The 19,507-nt window shown below is 50.6% G+C and carries 16 protein-coding genes; 8 read left to right on the top strand and 8 right to left on the bottom strand.

Features of this window, described 5'->3' with window-relative positions; genetic code table 11:
* Positions 1 to 28 precede the first annotated feature (28 nt).
* Together H8L47_RS07640 and H8L47_RS07645 are read left to right on the top strand one after the other, a co-directional pair.
* Positions 29 to 796, top strand: a complete 768-nt coding sequence (locus H8L47_RS07640; protein ID WP_230413638.1) for an AraC family transcriptional regulator — start codon at positions 29 to 31, stop codon at positions 794 to 796.
* A gap of 164 nt (positions 797 to 960) precedes the next feature.
* On the top strand, positions 961 to 2,103 hold the full coding sequence (locus H8L47_RS07645) for an ABC transporter substrate-binding protein (protein ID WP_186952964.1): 1,143 nt from the start codon (positions 961 to 963) through the stop codon (positions 2,101 to 2,103).
* 44 nt (positions 2,104 to 2,147) lie between these two features.
* Here H8L47_RS07645 and H8L47_RS07650 read toward each other — a convergent pair whose 3' ends face one another.
* Together H8L47_RS07650 and H8L47_RS07655 are read right to left on the bottom strand one after the other, a co-directional pair.
* The gene (locus H8L47_RS07650) at positions 2,148 to 3,086 is read right to left on the bottom strand and encodes a 4-hydroxyproline epimerase (RefSeq protein ID WP_222616433.1); all 939 of its coding nucleotides are present in this window, start codon (positions 3,084 to 3,086) and stop codon (positions 2,148 to 2,150) included.
* Between the two features lie 213 nt (positions 3,087 to 3,299).
* Complete coding sequence (locus H8L47_RS07655; protein ID WP_222616434.1) at positions 3,300 to 3,863, bottom strand: SRPBCC family protein; 564 nt, start codon at positions 3,861 to 3,863, stop codon at positions 3,300 to 3,302.
* Between the two features lie 164 nt (positions 3,864 to 4,027).
* On the opposite strand from H8L47_RS07655, the gene H8L47_RS07660 reads away from it, so the two are divergent.
* Together H8L47_RS07660 and H8L47_RS07665 are read left to right on the top strand one after the other, a co-directional pair.
* Positions 4,028 to 6,013: an energy transducer TonB gene (locus tag H8L47_RS07660; protein WP_186952965.1), complete on the top strand. Its 1,986-nt coding sequence runs from the start codon at positions 4,028 to 4,030 to the stop codon at positions 6,011 to 6,013.
* Positions 6,014 to 6,083: 70 nt separating this feature from the next.
* Positions 6,084 to 7,118 (top strand): rhomboid family intramembrane serine protease, encoded by a 1,035-nt coding sequence (locus H8L47_RS07665; RefSeq protein ID WP_186952966.1) that lies wholly within the window; start codon positions 6,084 to 6,086, stop codon positions 7,116 to 7,118.
* Between the two features lie 285 nt (positions 7,119 to 7,403).
* Here the strand turns inward: H8L47_RS07665 and H8L47_RS07670 are convergent, their stop codons facing one another.
* Positions 7,404 to 8,711 carry a hypothetical protein gene (locus H8L47_RS07670; RefSeq protein ID WP_230413639.1) on the bottom strand — a complete coding sequence of 436 codons (1,308 nt, stop codon included), beginning with the start codon at positions 8,709 to 8,711 and terminating at the stop codon, positions 7,404 to 7,406.
* A 113-nt stretch (positions 8,712 to 8,824) separates the two neighbouring features.
* Here H8L47_RS07670 and H8L47_RS07675 point away from each other — a divergent pair, with 113 nt between their 5' ends.
* Positions 8,825 to 9,454 (top strand): tRNA-uridine aminocarboxypropyltransferase, encoded by a 630-nt coding sequence (locus tag H8L47_RS07675; protein WP_186952967.1) that lies wholly within the window; start codon positions 8,825 to 8,827, stop codon positions 9,452 to 9,454.
* 4 nt (positions 9,455 to 9,458) lie between these two features.
* Here the strand turns inward: H8L47_RS07675 and H8L47_RS07680 are convergent, their stop codons facing one another.
* Together H8L47_RS07680 and H8L47_RS07685 are read right to left on the bottom strand one after the other, a co-directional pair.
* Positions 9,459 to 9,914, bottom strand: a complete 456-nt coding sequence (locus tag H8L47_RS07680) for a nuclear transport factor 2 family protein (protein ID WP_186952968.1) — start codon at positions 9,912 to 9,914, stop codon at positions 9,459 to 9,461.
* 251 nt (positions 9,915 to 10,165) lie between these two features.
* The gene (locus H8L47_RS07685; RefSeq protein ID WP_186952969.1) at positions 10,166 to 12,148 is read right to left on the bottom strand and encodes an OPT family oligopeptide transporter; all 1,983 of its coding nucleotides are present in this window, start codon (positions 12,146 to 12,148) and stop codon (positions 10,166 to 10,168) included.
* Between the two features lie 22 nt (positions 12,149 to 12,170).
* Here H8L47_RS07685 and H8L47_RS07690 point away from each other — a divergent pair, with 22 nt between their 5' ends.
* Positions 12,171 to 12,431 (top strand): hypothetical protein, encoded by a 261-nt coding sequence (locus H8L47_RS07690; RefSeq protein ID WP_186952970.1) that lies wholly within the window; start codon positions 12,171 to 12,173, stop codon positions 12,429 to 12,431.
* A gap of 88 nt (positions 12,432 to 12,519) precedes the next feature.
* Here H8L47_RS07690 and groL read toward each other — a convergent pair whose 3' ends face one another.
* The 3 genes from groL to H8L47_RS07705 form a co-directional block, all read right to left on the bottom strand.
* The gene (gene groL / locus H8L47_RS07695; protein ID WP_186952971.1) at positions 12,520 to 14,172 is read right to left on the bottom strand and encodes a chaperonin GroEL; all 1,653 of its coding nucleotides are present in this window, start codon (positions 14,170 to 14,172) and stop codon (positions 12,520 to 12,522) included.
* A gap of 41 nt (positions 14,173 to 14,213) precedes the next feature.
* On the bottom strand, positions 14,214 to 14,504 hold the full coding sequence (groES, locus tag H8L47_RS07700) for a co-chaperone GroES (protein ID WP_110257032.1): 291 nt from the start codon (positions 14,502 to 14,504) through the stop codon (positions 14,214 to 14,216).
* Positions 14,505 to 14,921: 417 nt separating this feature from the next.
* The gene (locus H8L47_RS07705) at positions 14,922 to 17,336 is read right to left on the bottom strand and encodes a phosphocholine-specific phospholipase C (RefSeq protein WP_222616435.1); all 2,415 of its coding nucleotides are present in this window, start codon (positions 17,334 to 17,336) and stop codon (positions 14,922 to 14,924) included.
* A 236-nt stretch (positions 17,337 to 17,572) separates the two neighbouring features.
* Between H8L47_RS07705 and coaE the strand changes: the two genes are divergently transcribed.
* Together coaE and coaD are read left to right on the top strand one after the other, a co-directional pair.
* Positions 17,573 to 18,217, top strand: a complete 645-nt coding sequence (coaE, locus tag H8L47_RS07710; RefSeq protein ID WP_186952972.1) for a dephospho-CoA kinase — start codon at positions 17,573 to 17,575, stop codon at positions 18,215 to 18,217.
* Complete coding sequence (gene coaD, locus H8L47_RS07715; protein WP_186952973.1) at positions 18,214 to 19,362, top strand: pantetheine-phosphate adenylyltransferase; 1,149 nt, start codon at positions 18,214 to 18,216, stop codon at positions 19,360 to 19,362. The genes coaE and coaD overlap by 4 nt, the downstream gene beginning before the upstream one ends.
* Positions 19,363 to 19,507: the final 145 nt, after the last annotated feature.

Consider the following 19,507-nt stretch of genomic DNA (forward strand, 5'->3'; position numbering starts at 1 on the left):
ATTACCCTTTGTATATGGAGTTGACCAATTGACGCTACCAGCCACCACTTTTCCTGCTCAGGAAAAACGCCAGCAAATGGCCAGCCAGATGGCGAATGTGTTTTTTTCAGAAAGTCTGTTCGATGCCATGTCGGACATCGTGTTTTTCGTCAAGGATAATGAGGGTCGTTATCTGGTGGTGAATCACACGCTGGTCAGGCGTTGCGGGGGCCGGGATAAGGATGCCCTGATAGGCAAAAAAGCCGAGGAATTGTTTCCGGCCACGCTGGCCGCCAGTTATGCTGCGCAAGACGCGCTGGTCTTGAGTGGCAAGAAAGAAATCCATGATCAGCTGGAATTACATCTTTATCCCAACCGCTCGCCAGGCTGGTGTCTGACGCAAAAAATCCCATTACGTGATACCCGTCATCAAATCATAGGCATGACCGGCATTTCACGTGACCTGGCCATGCCGGATCAACGTCATCCTGTGTATGCCAAGATTGCCGCTGCTGTAAAACATCTGCATCAGCACTATACGCAAACCATCGCGATGGCTGACCTGGTCAAGCTGACAGGTTTGTCGGTGGCGCAACTGGAACGTAATTTTCACAAGATATTCTCCCTGACCCCGAGACAGATGATGGTCAAGATTCGACTGGACGCAGCCTCCTCACTATTGGCCGAATCGCAATTAAGCATCACTGATATTGCGGTGGCCTGTGGTTATCAAGACCATAGCGCATTTTCCCGCATTTTCAAGGCGACAGTCGGGATGACACCCAGTGAGTACCGCGACGTTGTGGTGCGCACCTGAGAGAATTGAAATATTTCTTTTTGCTAACAAGATAGTCATTCAAATGACAATCTTTAACAAAAATGTGTTCTATTCTTTACGCAGTGTCTCGGGTGCTACCCCTGAGACATAAAATCAAAACACCTCCTGGCATCTTGCACGGGAGGAAAAAAACTGGAGACAACATGTTTTTAAAATTGAATCGCTGCAAAGCGATGGCTAGGCTTTTGCTTGTGAATTTGATGCTGTGCTGCAGCGTCAGCGCCCATGCTGACGCGAATGACATCGTAATCGGCCAATCCACTGCGTTGACTGGCATCCTGGCTGAACTTGGCGTTGCCCATTCCACTGGTGCCAAAGCTTATTTTGACTATGTCAATTCTCAGGGCGGCGTGAATGGTCGCAAGATACGCCTGATCACTCTGGATGATGCTTATGACGCCACTAAATCCATCGCCAATGCGAAGCAATTAATAGAAAAAGAAAAAGCCGTCGCCTTGTTTGGCATGTTGGGCACGCCAGCCAATACAGCCTTGATCCCTTTACTGGACGAAGCAAACATACTGAGTTTTGCCCCGGTCACTGGTGCTGAAGTGGTGCGCAAGCCTTTTAATCGCCGCATTTTTAATATCCGCGCTGGTTATGTTACCGAGACTGAAAAAATCATCGACCACCTTAGTGTGCGTGGCATTAAGAAAGTTGGTGTGGTGTTCCAGAACAATGCCTTTGGCAAGGAAGGCTTGGCGGGCATTGAGCAGGCGGCAGGCAAGCGCCAACTGAAGCTGGCTTCTACCGTCAGCATCAATAGTGACTCATCTGATCTGGAAAAAGCCGTCAGCACAATGGAAGCCGCCGATGTGCAATCCATCATCATGATCACGGCGGGCAAGCCTTCGAGTGATTTTATCCAGGCTTATAACAAAAAGGTCAAGGGCATGCAGTATTTTGCCTTGTCGGTACTGGCCTCGCAGGCAGGTATCAATGCCCTTGGCAAGGATGGTGTCGGCGTCATCATTTCACAAGTATTACCTTTCCCGTTTTCTGCGACTACCACGCTGGTCCGGGAGTACCAGAAAGTCATGAGCAAGATGGGCGTGAAAGAATACTCTTATCTGGGTATAGAAGGTTTTCTCGATGCTAAGGTGTTTGTTGAAGCCATTAAACGCGCAGGCAAGGATGTCAGCAGCGAACGCCTGATTACTGCACTTGAAGGCATGGGGCGAACTGACTTCGATGGCTTTATCGTTACCTTTGGCAAGAATAATCACCAGGGTTCTGATTATGCCGAGCTGACTGTAGTGTCAAAAGACGGGCGCTTTTTGCGTTGATTCTGGAAATGCCGCTTGATCGACTGTATCAAGCGGCAAGCAGACTAGCGTATGCCCCAGACAAAGGGGTCGCGTTCATCCAGCATTAACTGTGCTTCCGCATTGACAAAGGCGCTGCCCCGCAGGCTGGGCAGGACCTTGCCATCTTCTGCATAGCGATAGCTGGCTTCGAAGACGCTGCCGAGTATGCTTTCCTGCCGCCAGACCTGACCTTCTTCCAGCTTCTTATCCGCTGCCAGACAAGCCAGTTTGGCACTGGTGCCGGTGCCGCAGGGGGACCTGTCATAGGCTTTGCCGGGGCACAGCACAAAGTTCTGGCTGTGGTTGTCGGCTGATATCGGTGGACCAAATAATTCTACATGGTCGATCAATGCGCCGTTCTCGCCAGTGATGCCTTGGGCTTCCAGTGCTTTTCGGACTCGCCAGCTAAAGTCTGTCAATTGATCCACATTCGACAAGCGCAATTCTTGTCCGTGCTGGTTGATCAAAAAGAACCAGTTGCCGCCCCAGGCAATATCTCCACTCACTTGTCCATGCCCCGCGACATCGATTTGCACTGCCTGCCGATAACGGTAAGCCGGTACATTGTGTACCGTCACCGTGTTATCGGCATGCAGTTCGGCCTCTACGATGCCCACCGGGGTTTCTATCTTGTGCTTGCCTGCCGTGATATTGCCCTGATAAGCGAGGGTGACGATAAAACCTATCATGCCGTGGCCGCACATACCCAGGTAGCCAACATTATTGAAAAAAATTACGCCAGCGTTACAGGATGGGTCATGTGGAGCGCAAGCCAGTGCGCCAACGACGACATCTGAACCACGCGGTTCGCAAACAGTGGCCGAACGATAATGATCATATTTGTCACGGAATACTTGCAGACGCGTAGCCAGGTCGCTAGTACCCAGATCAGGGCCGCCATCGACAATACTGCGCGTAGGTTCTCCACCAGTGTGTGAATCGATGACCGAGATTTTTTTCATGTTTTTGCCATTATGAAGGGGTTTGCCAAATAAGGGGTTTGCCAAATCAGGCAAGCCTGCATGCAGGGCGGCCGATTTATGATAAATGCGAAAATGGCATCAGCTTAGGCAAAGTGGCTATATTTGTCTTGACACAAATTTGGCAGACGCACGACGAAATCAGCATAGTCATGCTGATAATGGAAGACTCATTCCAGAGGGCAGATTTGCTACTCAGTCGACCTTGCCGGTATTCGCCAGATTCTTGTAGCGTGTGATTTGCTCACCCAGCATGCCGTTTACCATCGGTGCCATTTTGTCAAAACTGCCCGTCATATACCCGCCAACGCTATAAGTTAATACCAGTTTGCTCAATGCCTGGTTGTTGTCTGCCGGTTTTTGCGCAATAAAATCCCAGCTCATGCTACCTGCCAAGCCATGCGCCTGCATGGGCCCAAGTGCCCCTGTCATGCGCAAGGCTTTGCCCGGCGCAGCATGGACGACACTCATATGCTGGACACCGCCACCATTGGGGTACTTTTCACAAAAGCAGCCACCTGGTCTGGCATCGATGTTCAGGTTCTTGATGTTCAAAGTATACGTATGCGAGGGATTCCACCAACTGCCGACATTCACCAGCAATTCATAAGCCTCTTCAGGCGGTATATTCAATTGCACTTCATGGCGAACCAGGAAACCATTGCTGCTGATATTGACAACTTCTGCCATGCTGGGTGCGCCAAGGACTGACAGACCGAGCAGGGCAGTGGCGACACAAATACGTAGTGAAGAGTTCATTTGCAGCTCCTTTTTGATTATCCAGCAAGTTTAGGCGATGAATTTATGATGCTGAAGCACTTTTTTGATCCATACAGATGGTAAAGTACGTTTCGCATTTTGGCCATGCGATAATCTTTGCCATAAGCCTGTGCAAAACCTGAGGAATTGATTAAACCTGCTGCATGAATCTGTATCCAGACCAAACTGAACATACGATACCCAAAGAGATCAAGCAACGCCTGACTGGCGGTTTGCTCATCTCTATCGCAGTGCATGCATTTATCCTGTCCTTGCAGTTTGGCTTGCCTGGCTTGGGTATGCCCGGCCTGGAAGCACCCTGGGCCAAGCGCAGGGCCGAGTCGCCACAAATCAACATACAGATTGCCAATTCAGCACCAGCCGGCAAGCCTGATGCAGCGGCGCCTGCCAGTGTTGCGGCAAGTAGCGAACCCCCCACACCCGTCAAGCCTTTGCCACCCCTTCCATCCACCAGGGAAGTGACGCCCAAGCCTGATCCAGCTAGTGCCAGCAGTGCCATTGCACCGCTGGCTGCGGCAAGTGACAAGACAGAAAGTAAAGCCGCCCTGGCTGGCATACGTTTGATAGCGCCGCAAAAGGCAGCCCCTGTACCGGCTCCGGCACAAAGCAAGCCTGCTGCTAAACCTAGTACCGCACGCAAGGCCAAAATCAATACCACGCCACCTGCTGCGCAACAGCGCAAAGTACAAGCCCCAGATGTGGCAAGGGTGATTACCCAGGATATACAGCGCGATGACAGCTTCGCCATGGCTGTCCCCAATCCTGACGACTTTCCTAGGAAAGCGGATACAGAAACTGATCCCAGAAAGCAGTATGACTCTGTCACGCAAGAAGGTGTGGAGCAAGAAACACCACAAGAGCTGGAAGCAAAAGCCCGCGAAAAAGAGCAAAAACGCAAAAAACGTGAAGAACTGATGCGCAAGCAAGCCGAAGACCTGGCACGGCAAGTGGCGACGGATGGCAAGGCAGAACTTCAGCAAATAAGCAAGGAACTCAACGAAGAAAGCCGTAAAGTCGCCGATGAAGCCAACCGCAAGCAGGCGGCTGCATTAGCCTTGCAAAAGCAACTGGAAGCAGAAGAACAAAACCGACGCGCCCAACGTGAAGCTGCACAGGCTGAAGAAATAAAACTGGCCGAACAAAAAAGCCAGGAAGATAGCAAGCGCCAGGAAGAAGAAAAACAACGCACGCAGCAATTGGCCCAGGCACAGCAGCAAGCAAAAGAACAACAAGCAAAAGAACAACAAGTAAAAGAGCAGCAAGCGAAAGAGCTACAAGTCGCGCTTGAGGCAGAAAAACGCAAGCAGGAAGAGCAGCGCCAGCAAGCTGCTGTCCGCAAAAAGCAACAGGATGAACTGCTTGCCAAACAAAAATCTGAAGAACAGCTGGCAAAGCAAAAATCAGATGATCTGGTAGCAAGGCAAAAAGCGGACGAACAAGCGGCTCGCCAGCGGGCGGAGCAAGTCGCCGCAGAACAGCGTGCGCAGGCACAAGCTCAAGCTGCAGCTCAGGCCGCAGCCAATAATCAAACTGCCAGCACGGGCATTAGTCCTGGCCAGAGTACAGGTCAAAGCGCAGGCCAGCAAAATAATGCGGGTGCTACTACCCCAGGCAATGGTACCGCTCAGGGTAACAAGTCTGACCCGTTTAGTTTGCCTAAGAATATACTGGGCAGTGACCTAGCCAACAAGGCCAGGGACCAGGCCCGTGGTATTGATCTATTGCGTGGTGCACCACCCGTAGTAAGCAGGGATGCAGAAGACAAGCCACGCCGCCGCAGCTTGTTTGGCAGTCAGGACAAAGACGTGCCTCTGCGTCTTTACATCGATAGCTGGAAACAAAAAATAGAGCGTAACGGTAGCCTGAATTATTCACAGCTTGCCAAAGACCGTGCGCGTGGCGACCCTGTCGTTGTGGTTTCCATCCGTAGCGATGGCAGCGTGGAAGACATCAGCATCGTTCGTTCAAGCGGCCGAGCCGACATCGACGAAGCGGTGCGCCGTATCGTGCGCCTCAACGCCAAATACGCAGCCTTCCCACCTAATATCGCTGCGCAATACGATGTCATCGAAATACGCCGCATCTGGAATTTTGAAGATAATCTGCGCCTGGTAGAAGAGTTGCGCTAATAACCAAGGTTCTTTCGCAAGGATGAGCACACCCAAAACATGGACGAATGGCTGATTTTTCTGATTGTCAATGACGCAAGCTAAAAACTATTCGATAGTATCCATCGCACTGATTGCAATGAGTGCTCTTGTCGCGCTGTTGTCAAGTTTTGGTACCTTGGCTGAAAGTTTACGTATCCTGTTCATCTCCGACCCTGATCAGTCCGGGTTTGCCAGTGTTTTTTCTGGCCAGATCTGGCGCTTGCTGACCCCGGCATTCATTCATTTCGGCCCCATGCATCTGATCTTCAATTTGCTGTGGGTGTGGGATCTGGGTATGGTGATTGAAAACAGAAAAGGGCCAGGGTTTTATCTGAGTTTTTTCGTCGTTGCAGCAGTCATTTCAAATGTTGCGCAATATTTGCTGACTAGTAACCCGTTCTTTGGGGGTATGTCAGGCGTCGTTTACGGGCTGTTTTCTTATGTCTGGATGCGCGGTCGTTATGATCCCGCATTCAATGGCATCATGCGCAAGGCAACCGTCAACATGATGCTGGCATGGTTTGTATTGTGCTGGACAGGGTTGCTCGGCCCAATTGCCAACTGGGCGCATACCATGGGACTGGTCGTTGGGGCTGTCTGGGCTTATCTGGAGTGCAAGAGCCTGCGACTAGGCCAGACCTCCGCTTCGCTGCCTGCAAACAAAGTCCAGAGTCTGGAGTATTTTTCCACTGCCGACATACTGAAAGCCGAGGCTCTGAGGAGTTGGGTCAAAGACCAGTATCTGCCAGAGGCAAGACAACAGTTTGACACGATAGACGGCAAGTTGAAAATCATCACCGCGATAATTCAGCAAAAAGGTATTGAGACACTTCCGCCGCATGAAACTCAAGCACTGGAGATCGTATTTGCTGATGCCCTGGTACAAGAAACAGGCTTGAACTGGGCGGTGATTGATGATGATCATCAACGAACATTTATCTTGCTCAAGTCAGGCACACCACCGCTTAGTTTTAGCCTTGTACCTGCCACCAGGATCGCGGAAGCCGTGAAGGATGGCAAGCTCAATGAACTATTCCAAACCAGTGTGCAAACCATACGCAACAGTCAGTTGCCGCAAACCTGATTTGATGCATCAATACATCACTCCGGGATAAAGATCATGAGTATGCAAAAAACAGTCCGTGCCATCGCTATTTTGATTTGCCAGGCTTTGATGCATGGCCTATTCCTTGAGAACAGAATATAAAACTGTATCGCAGACTCGCTATTGTGATCCGTAGTCTCTGGTGGAAGGCCGTGGCAATACCATCGATAGAGTGCCAGAGGGTAAGAAGAAAAAAACACATACCACTGGTAGAGATCAACTGAAAAATGCCAGCCTATGTCAGCAAGGCTGGCATATCCAGTATCAGGGCAAGGCTGCAGGTTTTGCCAGATAACTTGTGGAATAAGTCTTGAACTGCCCGCCGTCAGTATTGATAGAAGTCTGGTTCACTTCACCTGTGCTGAACACGGCACCCAGGCCACCAACCGCCACCATTTCTGATGCATGCGTGAGGAAATACCGTACCTTATTGTCGCGGTATTTGCCTGACGAGCCACCTATTTGAGTCGATGGCACGCCCAGCGGGGTTTGCCACCATAGGACGGGTAATTGCAAGCCCTGATAATAAGTCTTGGCCAGTGCGAAATGTTCCTTGAAATTGGGGGAAGTCAGGTTGGACTCATCCCAGTACCAGCCTGTGCCAGCGCGCGTACAGTAAGACACTTGCGGTACAGTTTCAAAACAACCGCCATCTCTGTCCAGGGTTTGCATGACGATGAAATCTGCCTTGTCTGCACCCAGTTTCAACATGTAAGACATGGCTGTTGAATGCAAATCGCCAAACAGGGCAGGGGGGAAGCCGATATAGGCGTTTGGTGCAATCGCTCTAGCCATTTGCATCAGGCATTGACTAAGACCGGCGACACTATTTGGCTGGTTGCTGCAATCTGGATTGTTGCTGACTTGTGCTGATACTGTAGCCGGGTCGGCATTATTGGATATCCTCTGCGTATAACCCCAAAAGTCAGGCTCAAAATTGACCAGGGCAGGTTTGCCGTAAGCCTTGATTTGCTGGAACATCAGACGTACATTGTCCCAGTAATTTTTCATAAAAGTCGTATTGGTCAAACCACTCAAATTGCCATCACCATTGCTGGCCATCTGGTACAAAGTGAACATTGGGATTGCGCCCAGTTTGTCTGCATTTTGCGCGACGACTTGTACATAAGCGCCAGACGGGCTGTTCCAGGTCGGCCATGAGCCAGCACCTACGCCAACCAGATATTGATCATAGATATCCGGGGTGATACCCTGCTTTTGTATATCCGCCAGATCAGCACTGCCGAGGCCGACCAGGAAGCGGCTGGACTTGCCCAGCTTGGCAACTAGCGCAGCAGCTTTTTTCTCCAGTGTGACGACTGTGGTGCCTGTACCTGTTCCGGTCGTGGTACCTGTGCCAGTGCTTGTACCCGTAGTGGTTCCGGTGCTTGTACCTGTCGTGGTACCTGTTGTCGTTCCAGTAGTAGTGCCTGTAGTAGTGCCTGTAGTAGTACCAGTTGTTGTACCTGCGGTAGTGGTGCCGGTAGTTGTCGCTGCGGTAGAGCCACCGCCACCACCGCAGGCGCTGGTGGCAATTAGCAGGCTTGCTGCGAGGATAGTTGGGAGTTTCATAAGACTGTGGATAAAGTGGCAGAGGTTCTCTTTATGATAGACGATGCCTTTACGACTTTGCCTGAAACGATTTGAAGCTTGCCGCTTAAATAACAATCCTTCACAATGTTGGCATGTCAGAACCCACGCCGAAAAGAAAATCCTGTCCAAGATGCTTGCGACCATCTGCAGCCTGCATCTGCCACTGGATTTGTGAGGTCAACAATGCTCCTGAAGTATTGCTGTTGCAACATCCGCTGGAAGTCAACAACGCCAAGGGCAGCGCACGCCTGCTTGATTTATGCCTGAAAGATTCATGCATAGTGGAAGGTGAACAGTTTGATCAACAATTGCTAATTAGCTTGCTGCAAGCTGGTGGCAAGCAGGCGGTATTGCTTTATCCAGAAACCACACAAAATGGTGCGCAGGACTTGCAGTACGAAGCTCCAGAATTTGTTGCACACGACTTTGCATTGGCGAATATACGCCTTGTTGTCATAGACGCGACCTGGCGTAAAAGCCGCAAGATGCTGTACCTAAACCCCAGCCTGCAACAACTACCGCGCCTGAGCCTGCAAGACATGCCAGCTTCGCACTACCGCATACGCAAAGCCCACGCGCTTGATCAGTTATCAACACTGGAGGCAGCTTGTTATGCGCTGGTGCAGCTTGAGCAGGATGAGGAGAAATATCAACCGCTATTGCAAGCCTTTGATGGGTTTGTAGGGCAGCAGATGGAGTTTAAAAGTAAAAAACTTTCATGACTGACTAGCTGCTCTTCTTTGGTTTGCTATACCAAAGCGCATTCACAATAATCCAGCGGTCTTCAAATCTGCCCATGTGGAAATAATCGACAAACCACGGGGTTTCCAGGCGCACTGAGGCGGCTTTGTCTGTCACGTCGAGGACGGTACAGGTGCGGCTCCATTCTGCCTTTGGCGTTTTAAGTGCGCCTGCTTTGGTCAGGTTGACCAGTTCTTCTTTGGACATGCGTCGCAGACCCAGGCGTTCGTCTGGCGTGTCGCCGATCACGGCACGCTTCGCCAGGTCTGGATGTAGCGACCGGGCTACCCGTTTGGGATCTGCTTCCAGTTGGCCATCGATATAGTCGTAGCAAGTGGCTTCGATTGCTGCAATGGTGGCAGCATCTGCGGTGGATGGGGTTTGATTGGTGCCAAGGCTGGCGTAAAAGGTAGCTGCGACGAAAAGGCTCACAAGGGACATGGTTTTTGGCTCCTGATTAGGTGCAGCTTTTATAGTATTAATTAAGGGACGAAATAAAGAATGACATGTTTGATGACACTTTAGCAGTATTCAACTTGCCTGGCCCTTGCTTAAGCAAGCGCATCCATTTACCTTGACCCTGAATATTCATGTTGGTTCCTGGAAGTTGTTCGCATTGCTATCGTCAGGAAAAATCTTCACAGCCATAAAAAAGCCCCGCGAGAAGCGGGGCCAGTAGTATCAATTCAAGATCACATCAGCACATTGATGATCGCATTACCGATACCAATCAATGCTGCACCAGAGATCAGGCCAGCGCAGATAGGTTCACAGCCTTCTACCCAGAAGTCATGACCTTTGCTGCCAGGTGTGCTGTTCTTGCGACCCATCCACCAGAATATGGCTGCGCCTATCCACATCGCCAGGCAAGACTCTGGTGGCAGGATGACGCCCAGGCCGATGGAAACAGCGGACAACGGGAAGCGGCCCTTGGTAAAGATGCGGGCAAGTTCGATGATGGTGGCGGCGACTGCTGCCACGATGATGCCGGTGATAGCAGAGGCTGGCAGGCTGCTGAAGCCTTTGGCGATCAGTTCGGCCACGCCTTTCCATTGCATCGCACCCGGGAATGCGAACTTGTCGGAGACGATAGTGGCGGTGGAACGTATGCCATCTGCATCAGGCGGCAGGAACAGCAGGAAGTACAAGGGGACACAAGCCAGCGCGCCAGAGAAGATGCCGATGATATGGCCTATCGCTTGCTGCCTTGGTTTCGCACCCAGCATATAGCCAGGTTTGATGTCGGACAGCAGGTTGGAAGCATTCGATGCCACTTCTGCCGTCATGCCGGCAGGTATCAGGTTGTTGGCTGGGTTTGTGCTGTCGATGGCACCCATGCTGAACTGGGTGATCTTTGACAGTGTGCCTGTCGGTGTCCAGGATGTCAGTGCCATTGCATTGGCGCAGATAATGGTCAGGATGAATACCAGCGGCAGGGTGATGATGGACATCAGCCACGGCACACCAAAGAATTCATGGGTGGTCCAGGCAGCCAGGATACTGAAGATGGGTATACCTATGTAAGAGACAATCAGTGGTACTTCAATATGATCGAGAATGGTGCTGGTCTGGTCAGGCACTTTCTTTTGTTCGGATTTTTTGAACAGGCTGGTGAACAGTTCAGGCTTGGCGGCCAGGCTGATGAAAGAAGCGACCACCATCATGGAAACCGCCCACCATAAGCCCCATTGATTGACGATCTCGGTACGCGAGATTGGCACCAGTTTGCCGCTAGGAGCTATACGCTCGACGATGTCGCCGCGCTGTATCATCCACGGTGCGAGGAAAACGAAATTGATGATGGTGCCCAGCAAAACGCTGCTGGCAACACGGATACCCATCAGGCCACCGACGCCCAGCATGGCAGCATCCAGGGTAAAGCGCAGACCAAGGGCACGGAAATCCGTGCCCAGGATTTTTGGGATCAGCATGTCATATTTGACGGCTGCAGTGTAATAGTAGTAATCGACACGTTCCTGAAAGTGCCAGGCTTCTGTCATGCCCGCCCATTTATCCATACGCAGGATTTTGAACTGGATGAACTTCATCCAGCCATCGCTGGTAATCATCTGGTAAATTGCTGTCCACATGGCTGTGAAAGCCATCAGGCGCGCCTTGTACATGCCGCTGGCAGCTTCGCCGGTATATACCGCATCCAGCACCACGCCACAGGCTCGGCCTTCAGGGAAAGGTAGTTGGTCTTCATTGATGAAGCGACGCTTCATCGGGAAGGCCACCAGTACACCCAGGATGGAGCAGATACTCATCCATACCACCAGGTGCCACCAGCTGACTACTGTACCGCTAATCAGCATATAGGCTGACAGCACGGTATTGAGTGGCATGGTCATGTAACCGGCAGCTGTCGCGATGGATTGCGTGCAGTTGTTTTCAAGGATGGTGAAATCCTTGGCGAGACCCAGGTTGGCGAGGATTTTGAAAATCGCAAAGGCCAGGATGACCGAGGTCAGGCCGACGCCAATGGTGATACCGGTCTTGGCACCAATGTATAAAGCGGTTGCCGACAATATGCCGCCAAGCAAAAAGCCTGTGAATGCCGAGCGTATGGTCAACTGTGCCATGTCTCCACGATAGATATTGGCAAACCACCACTCGTCCTTTTGGGCGCGGGTCCAGGTTCGTATTTGCTCTTCGCTTAATTGTTGCAGCGCCATATTTTCTCCAAAGCGGGTTGTCGTGCTTGAAATGATGCCCAGCCCCTTGATGCATATGCAAGCTTATTGCAAATATGAAACTCAGAGCCGGAAATATGAAAATTTTCTTTCAGGTGCGGCAGTATCCAAGCGACAGATGTTTTCTGTCAAGCACGGGAAAGAAAAAGTTTATATATTTGTTGCTGCTTGGGTAGAGAGCGAAGATTTGAAGCTTCTTTTGCTTGAGTCTGCGGGAAATTATTGGCCATTTAATCCGCTTTGCTGCAGTTCATATATTGATTGATACAAGCAACAAAAAACCCCGCAACTTGCGTTGCGGGGTTTTGAGCAATGTGACTCTCGGTTAGATCACTGAGAGTAGCACGCAGCTATTACATCATGCCGCCCATACCACCCATACCGCCCATGCCACCCATATCACCACCCATGCCGCCACCTGCTTTGTCGTCAGGCAATTCAGCAACCAGAGCATCAGTAGTCAGGATCAGGCCAGCAACAGACGCTGCATTTTGCAATGCAGAGCGCGTTACTTTAGCTGGATCGAGAATACCCATTTCTATCATATCGCCGTATGTGTCATTGGCAGCATTGAAGCCGTAGTTGCCTTTGCCATTAATGATGGCGTTAACAACAACACTAGGTTCGCCACCGGCGTTAGCAACGATTTCACGCAAAGGTGCTTCGATTGCTTTCAGAACCAGTTTGATACCTGCTTCTTGATCTGGATTGTCGCCTTTGATTTCGCCAGCAGCTTGACGTGCGCGCAGCAGGGCAACGCCACCGCCAGGAACAACGCCTTCTTCTACGGCAGCGCGAGTTGCATGCAGAGCATCTTCAACGCGGGCTTTTTTCTCTTTCATTTCAACTTCAGTTGCAGCACCAACCTTGATCACAGCAACGCCGCCTGCCAGTTTGGCAACGCGTTCTTGCAGTTTTTCACGGTCGTAGTCAGAAGTTGCTTCTTCGATTTGCGCACGGATTTGTTTAACGCGTGCTTCGATACCTACAGCCTGGCCAGCGCCATCGATAACGGTGGTGTTTTCTTTACCGATTTCGATACGCTTAGCTTGACCCAGATCAGCCAGAGTCGCTTTTTCCAGTGTCAGGCCAACTTCTTCAGCAATCACTTGACCACCGGTCAGGATAGCGATGTCTTCCAGCATGGCTTTGCGACGGTCGCCGAAGCCTGGAGCCTTAACAGCTGCAGTTTTCAGGATGCCACGGATGTTGTTCACAACCAGAGTTGCCAGCGCTTCGCCGTCTACATCTTCAGCGATGATCAGCAGTGGGCGGCCGGATTTTGCAACTTGTTCCAATACTGGCAGCAGGTCACGGATGTTCGAGATTTTTTTGTCGAACAACAGGATGAACGGGTTTTCCAGGATAACGGATTGTTTTTCTGGATTGTTGATGAAGTATGGTGACAGGTAGCCACGGTCAAACTGCATACCTTCAACGATGTCGAGTTCGTTGTCCAGGGATTTGCCGTCTTCAACAGTGATCACGCCTTCTTTGCCGACTTTGTCCATTGCTTTTGCAATGATGTCGCCGATGTTTGCATCGGAGTTGGCAGAGATGGAACCAACTTGAGCGATTTCTTTGTTGGTTGTTGTTGGCTTGGACAGAGTTTTGATTTCAGCAACGATGGCTGTAACCGCTTTGTCGATACCGCGTTTCAAGTCAGTTGGGTTGAAACCAGCTGCTACATATTTGAAACCTTCGCGAACGATGGCTTGAGCCAGAACTGTCGCAGTCGTTGTACCGTCACCAGCGTTGTCAGAAGTGCGGGAAGCCACTTCTTTCACCAGTTGTGCACCCATGTTTTCCAGCTTGTCTTTCAGTTCGATTTCTTTAGCAACCGAGACACCGTCTTTGGTTACTGTAGGCGCGCCGAAAGAGCGTTCCAGAACTACGTTACGGCCTTTAGGGCCCAGGGTGACTTTAACTGCGTTCGCCAGGATGTTGACGCCATTGACGATTTTCGCACGTGCGTCATCACCAAAAATTACTTGTTTAGCTGCCATATTAATTCTCCGAATTCTTTAATTGATATCGTGGATGCCGATTACTTCTGTACGACCGCGAAGATATCTTCTTCACGCATCACCAGAACTTCGTTGCCGTCAACTTTGACAGCCTGGCCAGAATATTTACCGAACAAAACGCGGTCGCCGACTTTAACGTCCAGGGCGCGCACAGTACCGTTGTCCAGCAATTTGCCAGGACCAACAGCCAGCACTTCACCTTGATCTGGCTTTTCAGCAGCAGCGTCAGGCAGAACGATACCGGATGCGGTTTTTGTTTCTTGATCCAGGCGTTTCACGATCAGGCGATCATGCAGGGGACGAAGGTTCATACTAGCTCCTTTAAATTTGCGAGTAATTACTATTGGAATTCAATTAAGCTGGGGAAAGACTTTGTTAGCACTCTCTCCCAACGAGTGCTAAGTATATGGGCGAGGCATGGGCTTTTCAAGAGCTAAAAAAGAGCTAAATCAATATTTCTTTAATAATCAGTAGCTTAAGCATAATTTGCATGCGTGTTTTACGCGTTCTTTTCGACGGTTCAATAGATTTATTGACCTTTACAGGGGCGGGTAGTTTTGGGGGGGATGTTAAAGAGATAATTTCACTAATGAGCTTTGTCAAACTAAATTCATGGTCTTTTTATTATTAACTGGTTTCGTGCTTGCAAAGAAAAACTTATTTGGCAGGTACGGCATCTTTAAGCCAGGCAATTTTTGATTTACCTGGCTTTTAGAACGCAATACGAGTTAGACAATAGTCAATCCCAGTGGGCTTGTCAGAGATACATATGCATCGTTGTACAAAAGCCAGACTGCATAATTTCCTGCTGCCAGGTTTGCGGTATTAAGTGTCAGGCTACCCTGAGCATTGCCTGCATATTGCCAGGTCAGTGAATTCACCTTGCCTGGCACTGCTGCGGCAGGGTACACACCTATCCAGTTTTTGGTGCTGACCTGGGTTTGCGGCACTGTATATGAGACGACAAAATTACTGCCGCTTGTTATGCGTGGGGTTGTCGTGCTCAGGCGTGCTTCCTTGTGCTTGCCGCCTATCATCGGATCAGTTCGGTTATTGTTGCTATTGCCGCTTACCGCTTCCACATGGCCTGCAATCCTGCGCAAAAATTGAGTATCGGTATTGCTGGTGATGCTGAAATCGTACCAGCCAAAGCTATTGATTAATGGATATTCCAGGCGCAAGCTTTGCCCACCCGCCAGTGAGTAGTTGCTTGGCAGGCTTCCATAGGCATTGTCACTGATGTTGAAAGTGCAGGGTTGTACATTATCGACATTGGATAAAGTCAGCACCAGCTTGCCGCTGTTGCTATCGTGCACAGCCTGGATTTCTGGCTTGACGAGAGAGCTAGTGCTGCCAGCCCATTCCCGCATGAAGCCATTGGGACCATACGCGTTGAGATGATAGTTAGCGGTGCTCCAGTTCCAGATTTCTTTTTGTATTTGCTTACCTGCCTCGACGGTGTAATACCAGGGGCCATCTGCCCGCACTTTTGAATACACAATGAACGCTGCGCCAGCCGTGCCTGCATTGCTTAATCCTACTTCCAGTTGCTTGCTGGAATTGAACTTGGCTTGCGCTGTCAGCAGGTAGGGCAGGCGACATGCAGGGCGTGGCCCTTGTGAGGCGGCATATGCTTCCTGCCGTGGTTGTACCTGGTTTGCGGGTGGCACGGGGTAGGGTTTGCCATTGACAGGTACGTAGGCCGCTGTTTTTGGTACTGTTGCTGGCCAGTTCTGGTCTGGTGATTTGAAATCAAATGCGGAAGTCAAATCGCCACAGACAGTACGCCGCCATGGTGATATCAGCTTGCAGGTGACAGCTGCCCTGTCCTTGCCCAAGCCATGCACCAGCCACTCTTCGAGAAAGCGCAACTTGGATGTGTGATCAAATACCTGGGAACACACCTTGCCGCCCTTGCTCCAGGGGGAAATCACCAGCATGGGGACGCGCGGCCCCAGTCCGACGGGTTCAGTGCCGTATTTTTCATACGCACCATTGTCGGCCAGAGTTGATCGCCCCATGGCTGCGGTAATGGGTGGGATATGAGGGGGAACATGGTCGAAGAAACCATCGTTCTCATCATACATCAACAAAAACACGGTCTTGGCCCACACTTCTGGTTCTGCCACCAGGGCAGCAAGCAATCTTGCCGTCAGGTTTTCACCTGCATTGGGGGAGTTGGGCGAATGCTCGGTGTAATCATTCGGCGCACATATCCAGGATACTTGCGGCAAGCGCTTGTTGCGCACATCACTGGCGAAGGCACTGACCAGGCCATCACCCTTGCTTCCACCCACACTGGCACCGGGTGCCATGCTGCGGGCTTTCTGGTACAGCGGCGAACTGCTGCTTAATTTGCTGCCGTCTGCATTCACCCGGAAGTTCTTGAAATAGGCAAGGTAGTTGTCGCCGTAGTTATCCCATTCCTGGTACACCTTCCAGCTCACCTGATTGGCTTCCAGTACTTCGGCATAGGTTTGCCAGTTTGGCGCGCTGGCTGTGACAGCGGCAGAGACATTGTCATTGGCCGGGTCGGCATTGTAATAGCCCTTGGCATCAATGTTATACAGGCTGCCCATGGCACCTATCCAGCCCTGGCTTGTGCCCGTTAGCGAGTACATGCGATTGGGATCAGTCGCGCCAAAGATGGAGCAATGATAGGCGTCGCAAATCGTGAAAGCGTCAGCCAGTGCGTAATAAAACGGCAGGTCGCCCCTGTCAAAATAACCCATGGTTTGCACGGTCTTTTTGCTGACCCAGGCATCCCAGGCTTGCCAGGCTTGCTGCGAACCTTTCCATGAATGATTCGTGCCCACAGACAGGGCGCTGGTATTCTTGGCATCGAAATGAAAAGGCAAGATACTGCCGCCTGCCGGATTGGGTTGCTGCCAGACTGGCGCACCATTTGGCAGGCTGATCGCACGTGGGTCTTCAAAGCCGCGAACGCCGGCGAGCGTTCCAAAATAATGATCAAAGGAGCGATTTTCCTGCATGAAAATCACTACATGACCAACATCTGCCAGGGTGCCAGTAGCATTGTTTGCCGGGACAGCAAGAGCTTGCTGTATCACACCAGGCAGCATGCTCGCTCCCGCACTTGCGGCTGAAAATTGCAGAAACTTTCTCCGGCTATCAGAAATCATTGCTCTTCCTTTTTAATCAAGTAAAACGCTATGGCAGGGTAGATGCAGCGGCATAATATATTTGTAATATGTCGGAGATATGACAGCGCAAGCTTTAAAGCAGAAATCAGTCTTACTGTGAAGCGCCTTGGTTTTTCGTCCTATTAATTTGGCTGAACAACCAAAATAAGTTTGTCATTTATATGAAGATGCGCTAATCTCTTAATATTGGTTGAATAACCAGTATTGGGGGTGATATGCATGATGTTATTAATCCAGTTACTGACAAAGCCAGACAAGCTCGTTTGGTGTTAATGGCTGGTGGCATGGGCTGCGGCAAATCCAGTGCTGCGGCTGCTTTTTTCAAGCTGGGCGTGCCTGTGATTGATGCGGACCTGGTGGCGCGCGCAATACACCAGGATAGCCAGCACCCGGTAATGTCCGAAATCGCAATGATATTGCCGCACTTATTGACAGAAGCTGGCCGTCTGCGACGCGGCATTTTGCGTACTGTTCTGGTCAGTGATGCCCATGCGAACCGCTGTTTGCGGAATTTGCTGCAGCCATATGTATTGCAGGCCATGTGGCAATGGACTTTGCAGCAAACAGCCACCTATGTCATTTGGGAATCGGCATTGCTGCCTGATGAAGTTGATGGCTTCGTGTACGATAGCGTCTTGCTACTGCAGGCAGATGAAGAAGCACGCCTGCAGCGCGTGCGTCATCGTAATCCTGACTGGACTGAAGCGGAAATCAAGCAAGTTTTCAGTATGCAGGCAAAGGAATATGCTGTGCGGAGACAAGCCTGTGACCAGATAGTCAATCAGGGTAGCATCGCAGAGCTGGAGCAAGAAGTCTTGCAGCAACACCTCACTTATATGTCGTACTGGAACTTACAATGAAAAAAATCGCTTTCTCTGGCACTCTTGATCCCATCACCAATGGTCATCTGTGGGTTATACAGGAAGCCAGAGCATTGGCTGATGAAGTCGTCGTGTTCATTTCTGAAAACCCTGTTAAGAAGCCACAGTTTTCTGCTCTGGAGCGCAAGGACATCATTGAGCGTAGTGTGGCTGAGTGTGGCTGGGACAATGTCAGCGTCGTCATTGTCAAAGGTGATTACACTGCACGTGCTGCCAAGCGCCACGGCATTGAGTATCTGGTGCGCGGCATACGCAATACCTCTGATTTCGATTATGAAAACCTGATACAGCAAACCAATGTCGATGTGCTTGACGGTGCCAAGACTATCTTCGTCATGCCGCCACGTGACCTTGGGTCGGTCAGTTCCAGTTTCGTACGTGCCTTGCAAGGGCCAGTAGGCTGGCACTGGACAGTAAAAAAATTCATGCCCATGCCAGCCTATATCGCCTGGATCAAGAGCTGGTTGCGCACTGACTGGCAAAAACTATGGGAAACTGAAACTGACATTGACAGCAGCAAACTTGTCCACTGGTTTGATTATCTGACAGGTGAAGAGGCCTATGGTGCGGCGCGTCGGCCTTATCATAATCTTGATCACCTGGTGCATGGCCTCAGTGAAATTTCTGCCTGGGCAAGCAATACAGGAGCCAGCAATTCGGATGTGGCGATACTGAAAAAAGCTTTTTGGTTCCATGATGCCGTGTATGGTGGTAAGTCTGCAGATCTGTCGAATGAAGAGCAGAGTGCGCGCATGTGGCTGGAGGCTGGTTTGGGGTCACAACATCAGCAGGAAGTGGCTGACCTGATCCGGGTGACTGATCACTTCCAGAGCGCCATGCTGGTGCATCCACTGAAGGATGCAATGCTCAGTGTAGATCTGGCTATCCTGGGGCAGGCGGTCGATACCTACGAGGCTTACGCAGCCGCAGTGAGAATAGAATATAACGAAGTTGATGATGCAGCTTATCGTGCAGGGCGGGGCAGGGTCCTGGATTATTTTCAGGGACTTGCAGAGAGTGGTCACTTGTTCGCAGATCCATGGTTTGCTGATTTGTATACCAGCCAGGCTCTCATCAATATCAAACGTGAAAAAGCGCAATCGCAAGTGTTGACTGGAAAGTAATTCATCTTGCTAAAGTCCTGACTTCGCTCATCAGCATAAATGTGAGTTTTTGTGAATGAGCAACTTTTTTCCCTGAAAACCGCCAAAATAGAGCCTGAATAAAAACCTGCGCTGCTTGCAAATCTTTGGATTTTAAAGCGGGCGT

It is taken from the genome of Undibacterium umbellatum (genome assembly GCF_014284125.1).
Taxonomy (GTDB): domain Bacteria; phylum Pseudomonadota; class Gammaproteobacteria; order Burkholderiales; family Burkholderiaceae_D; genus Undibacterium; species Undibacterium umbellatum.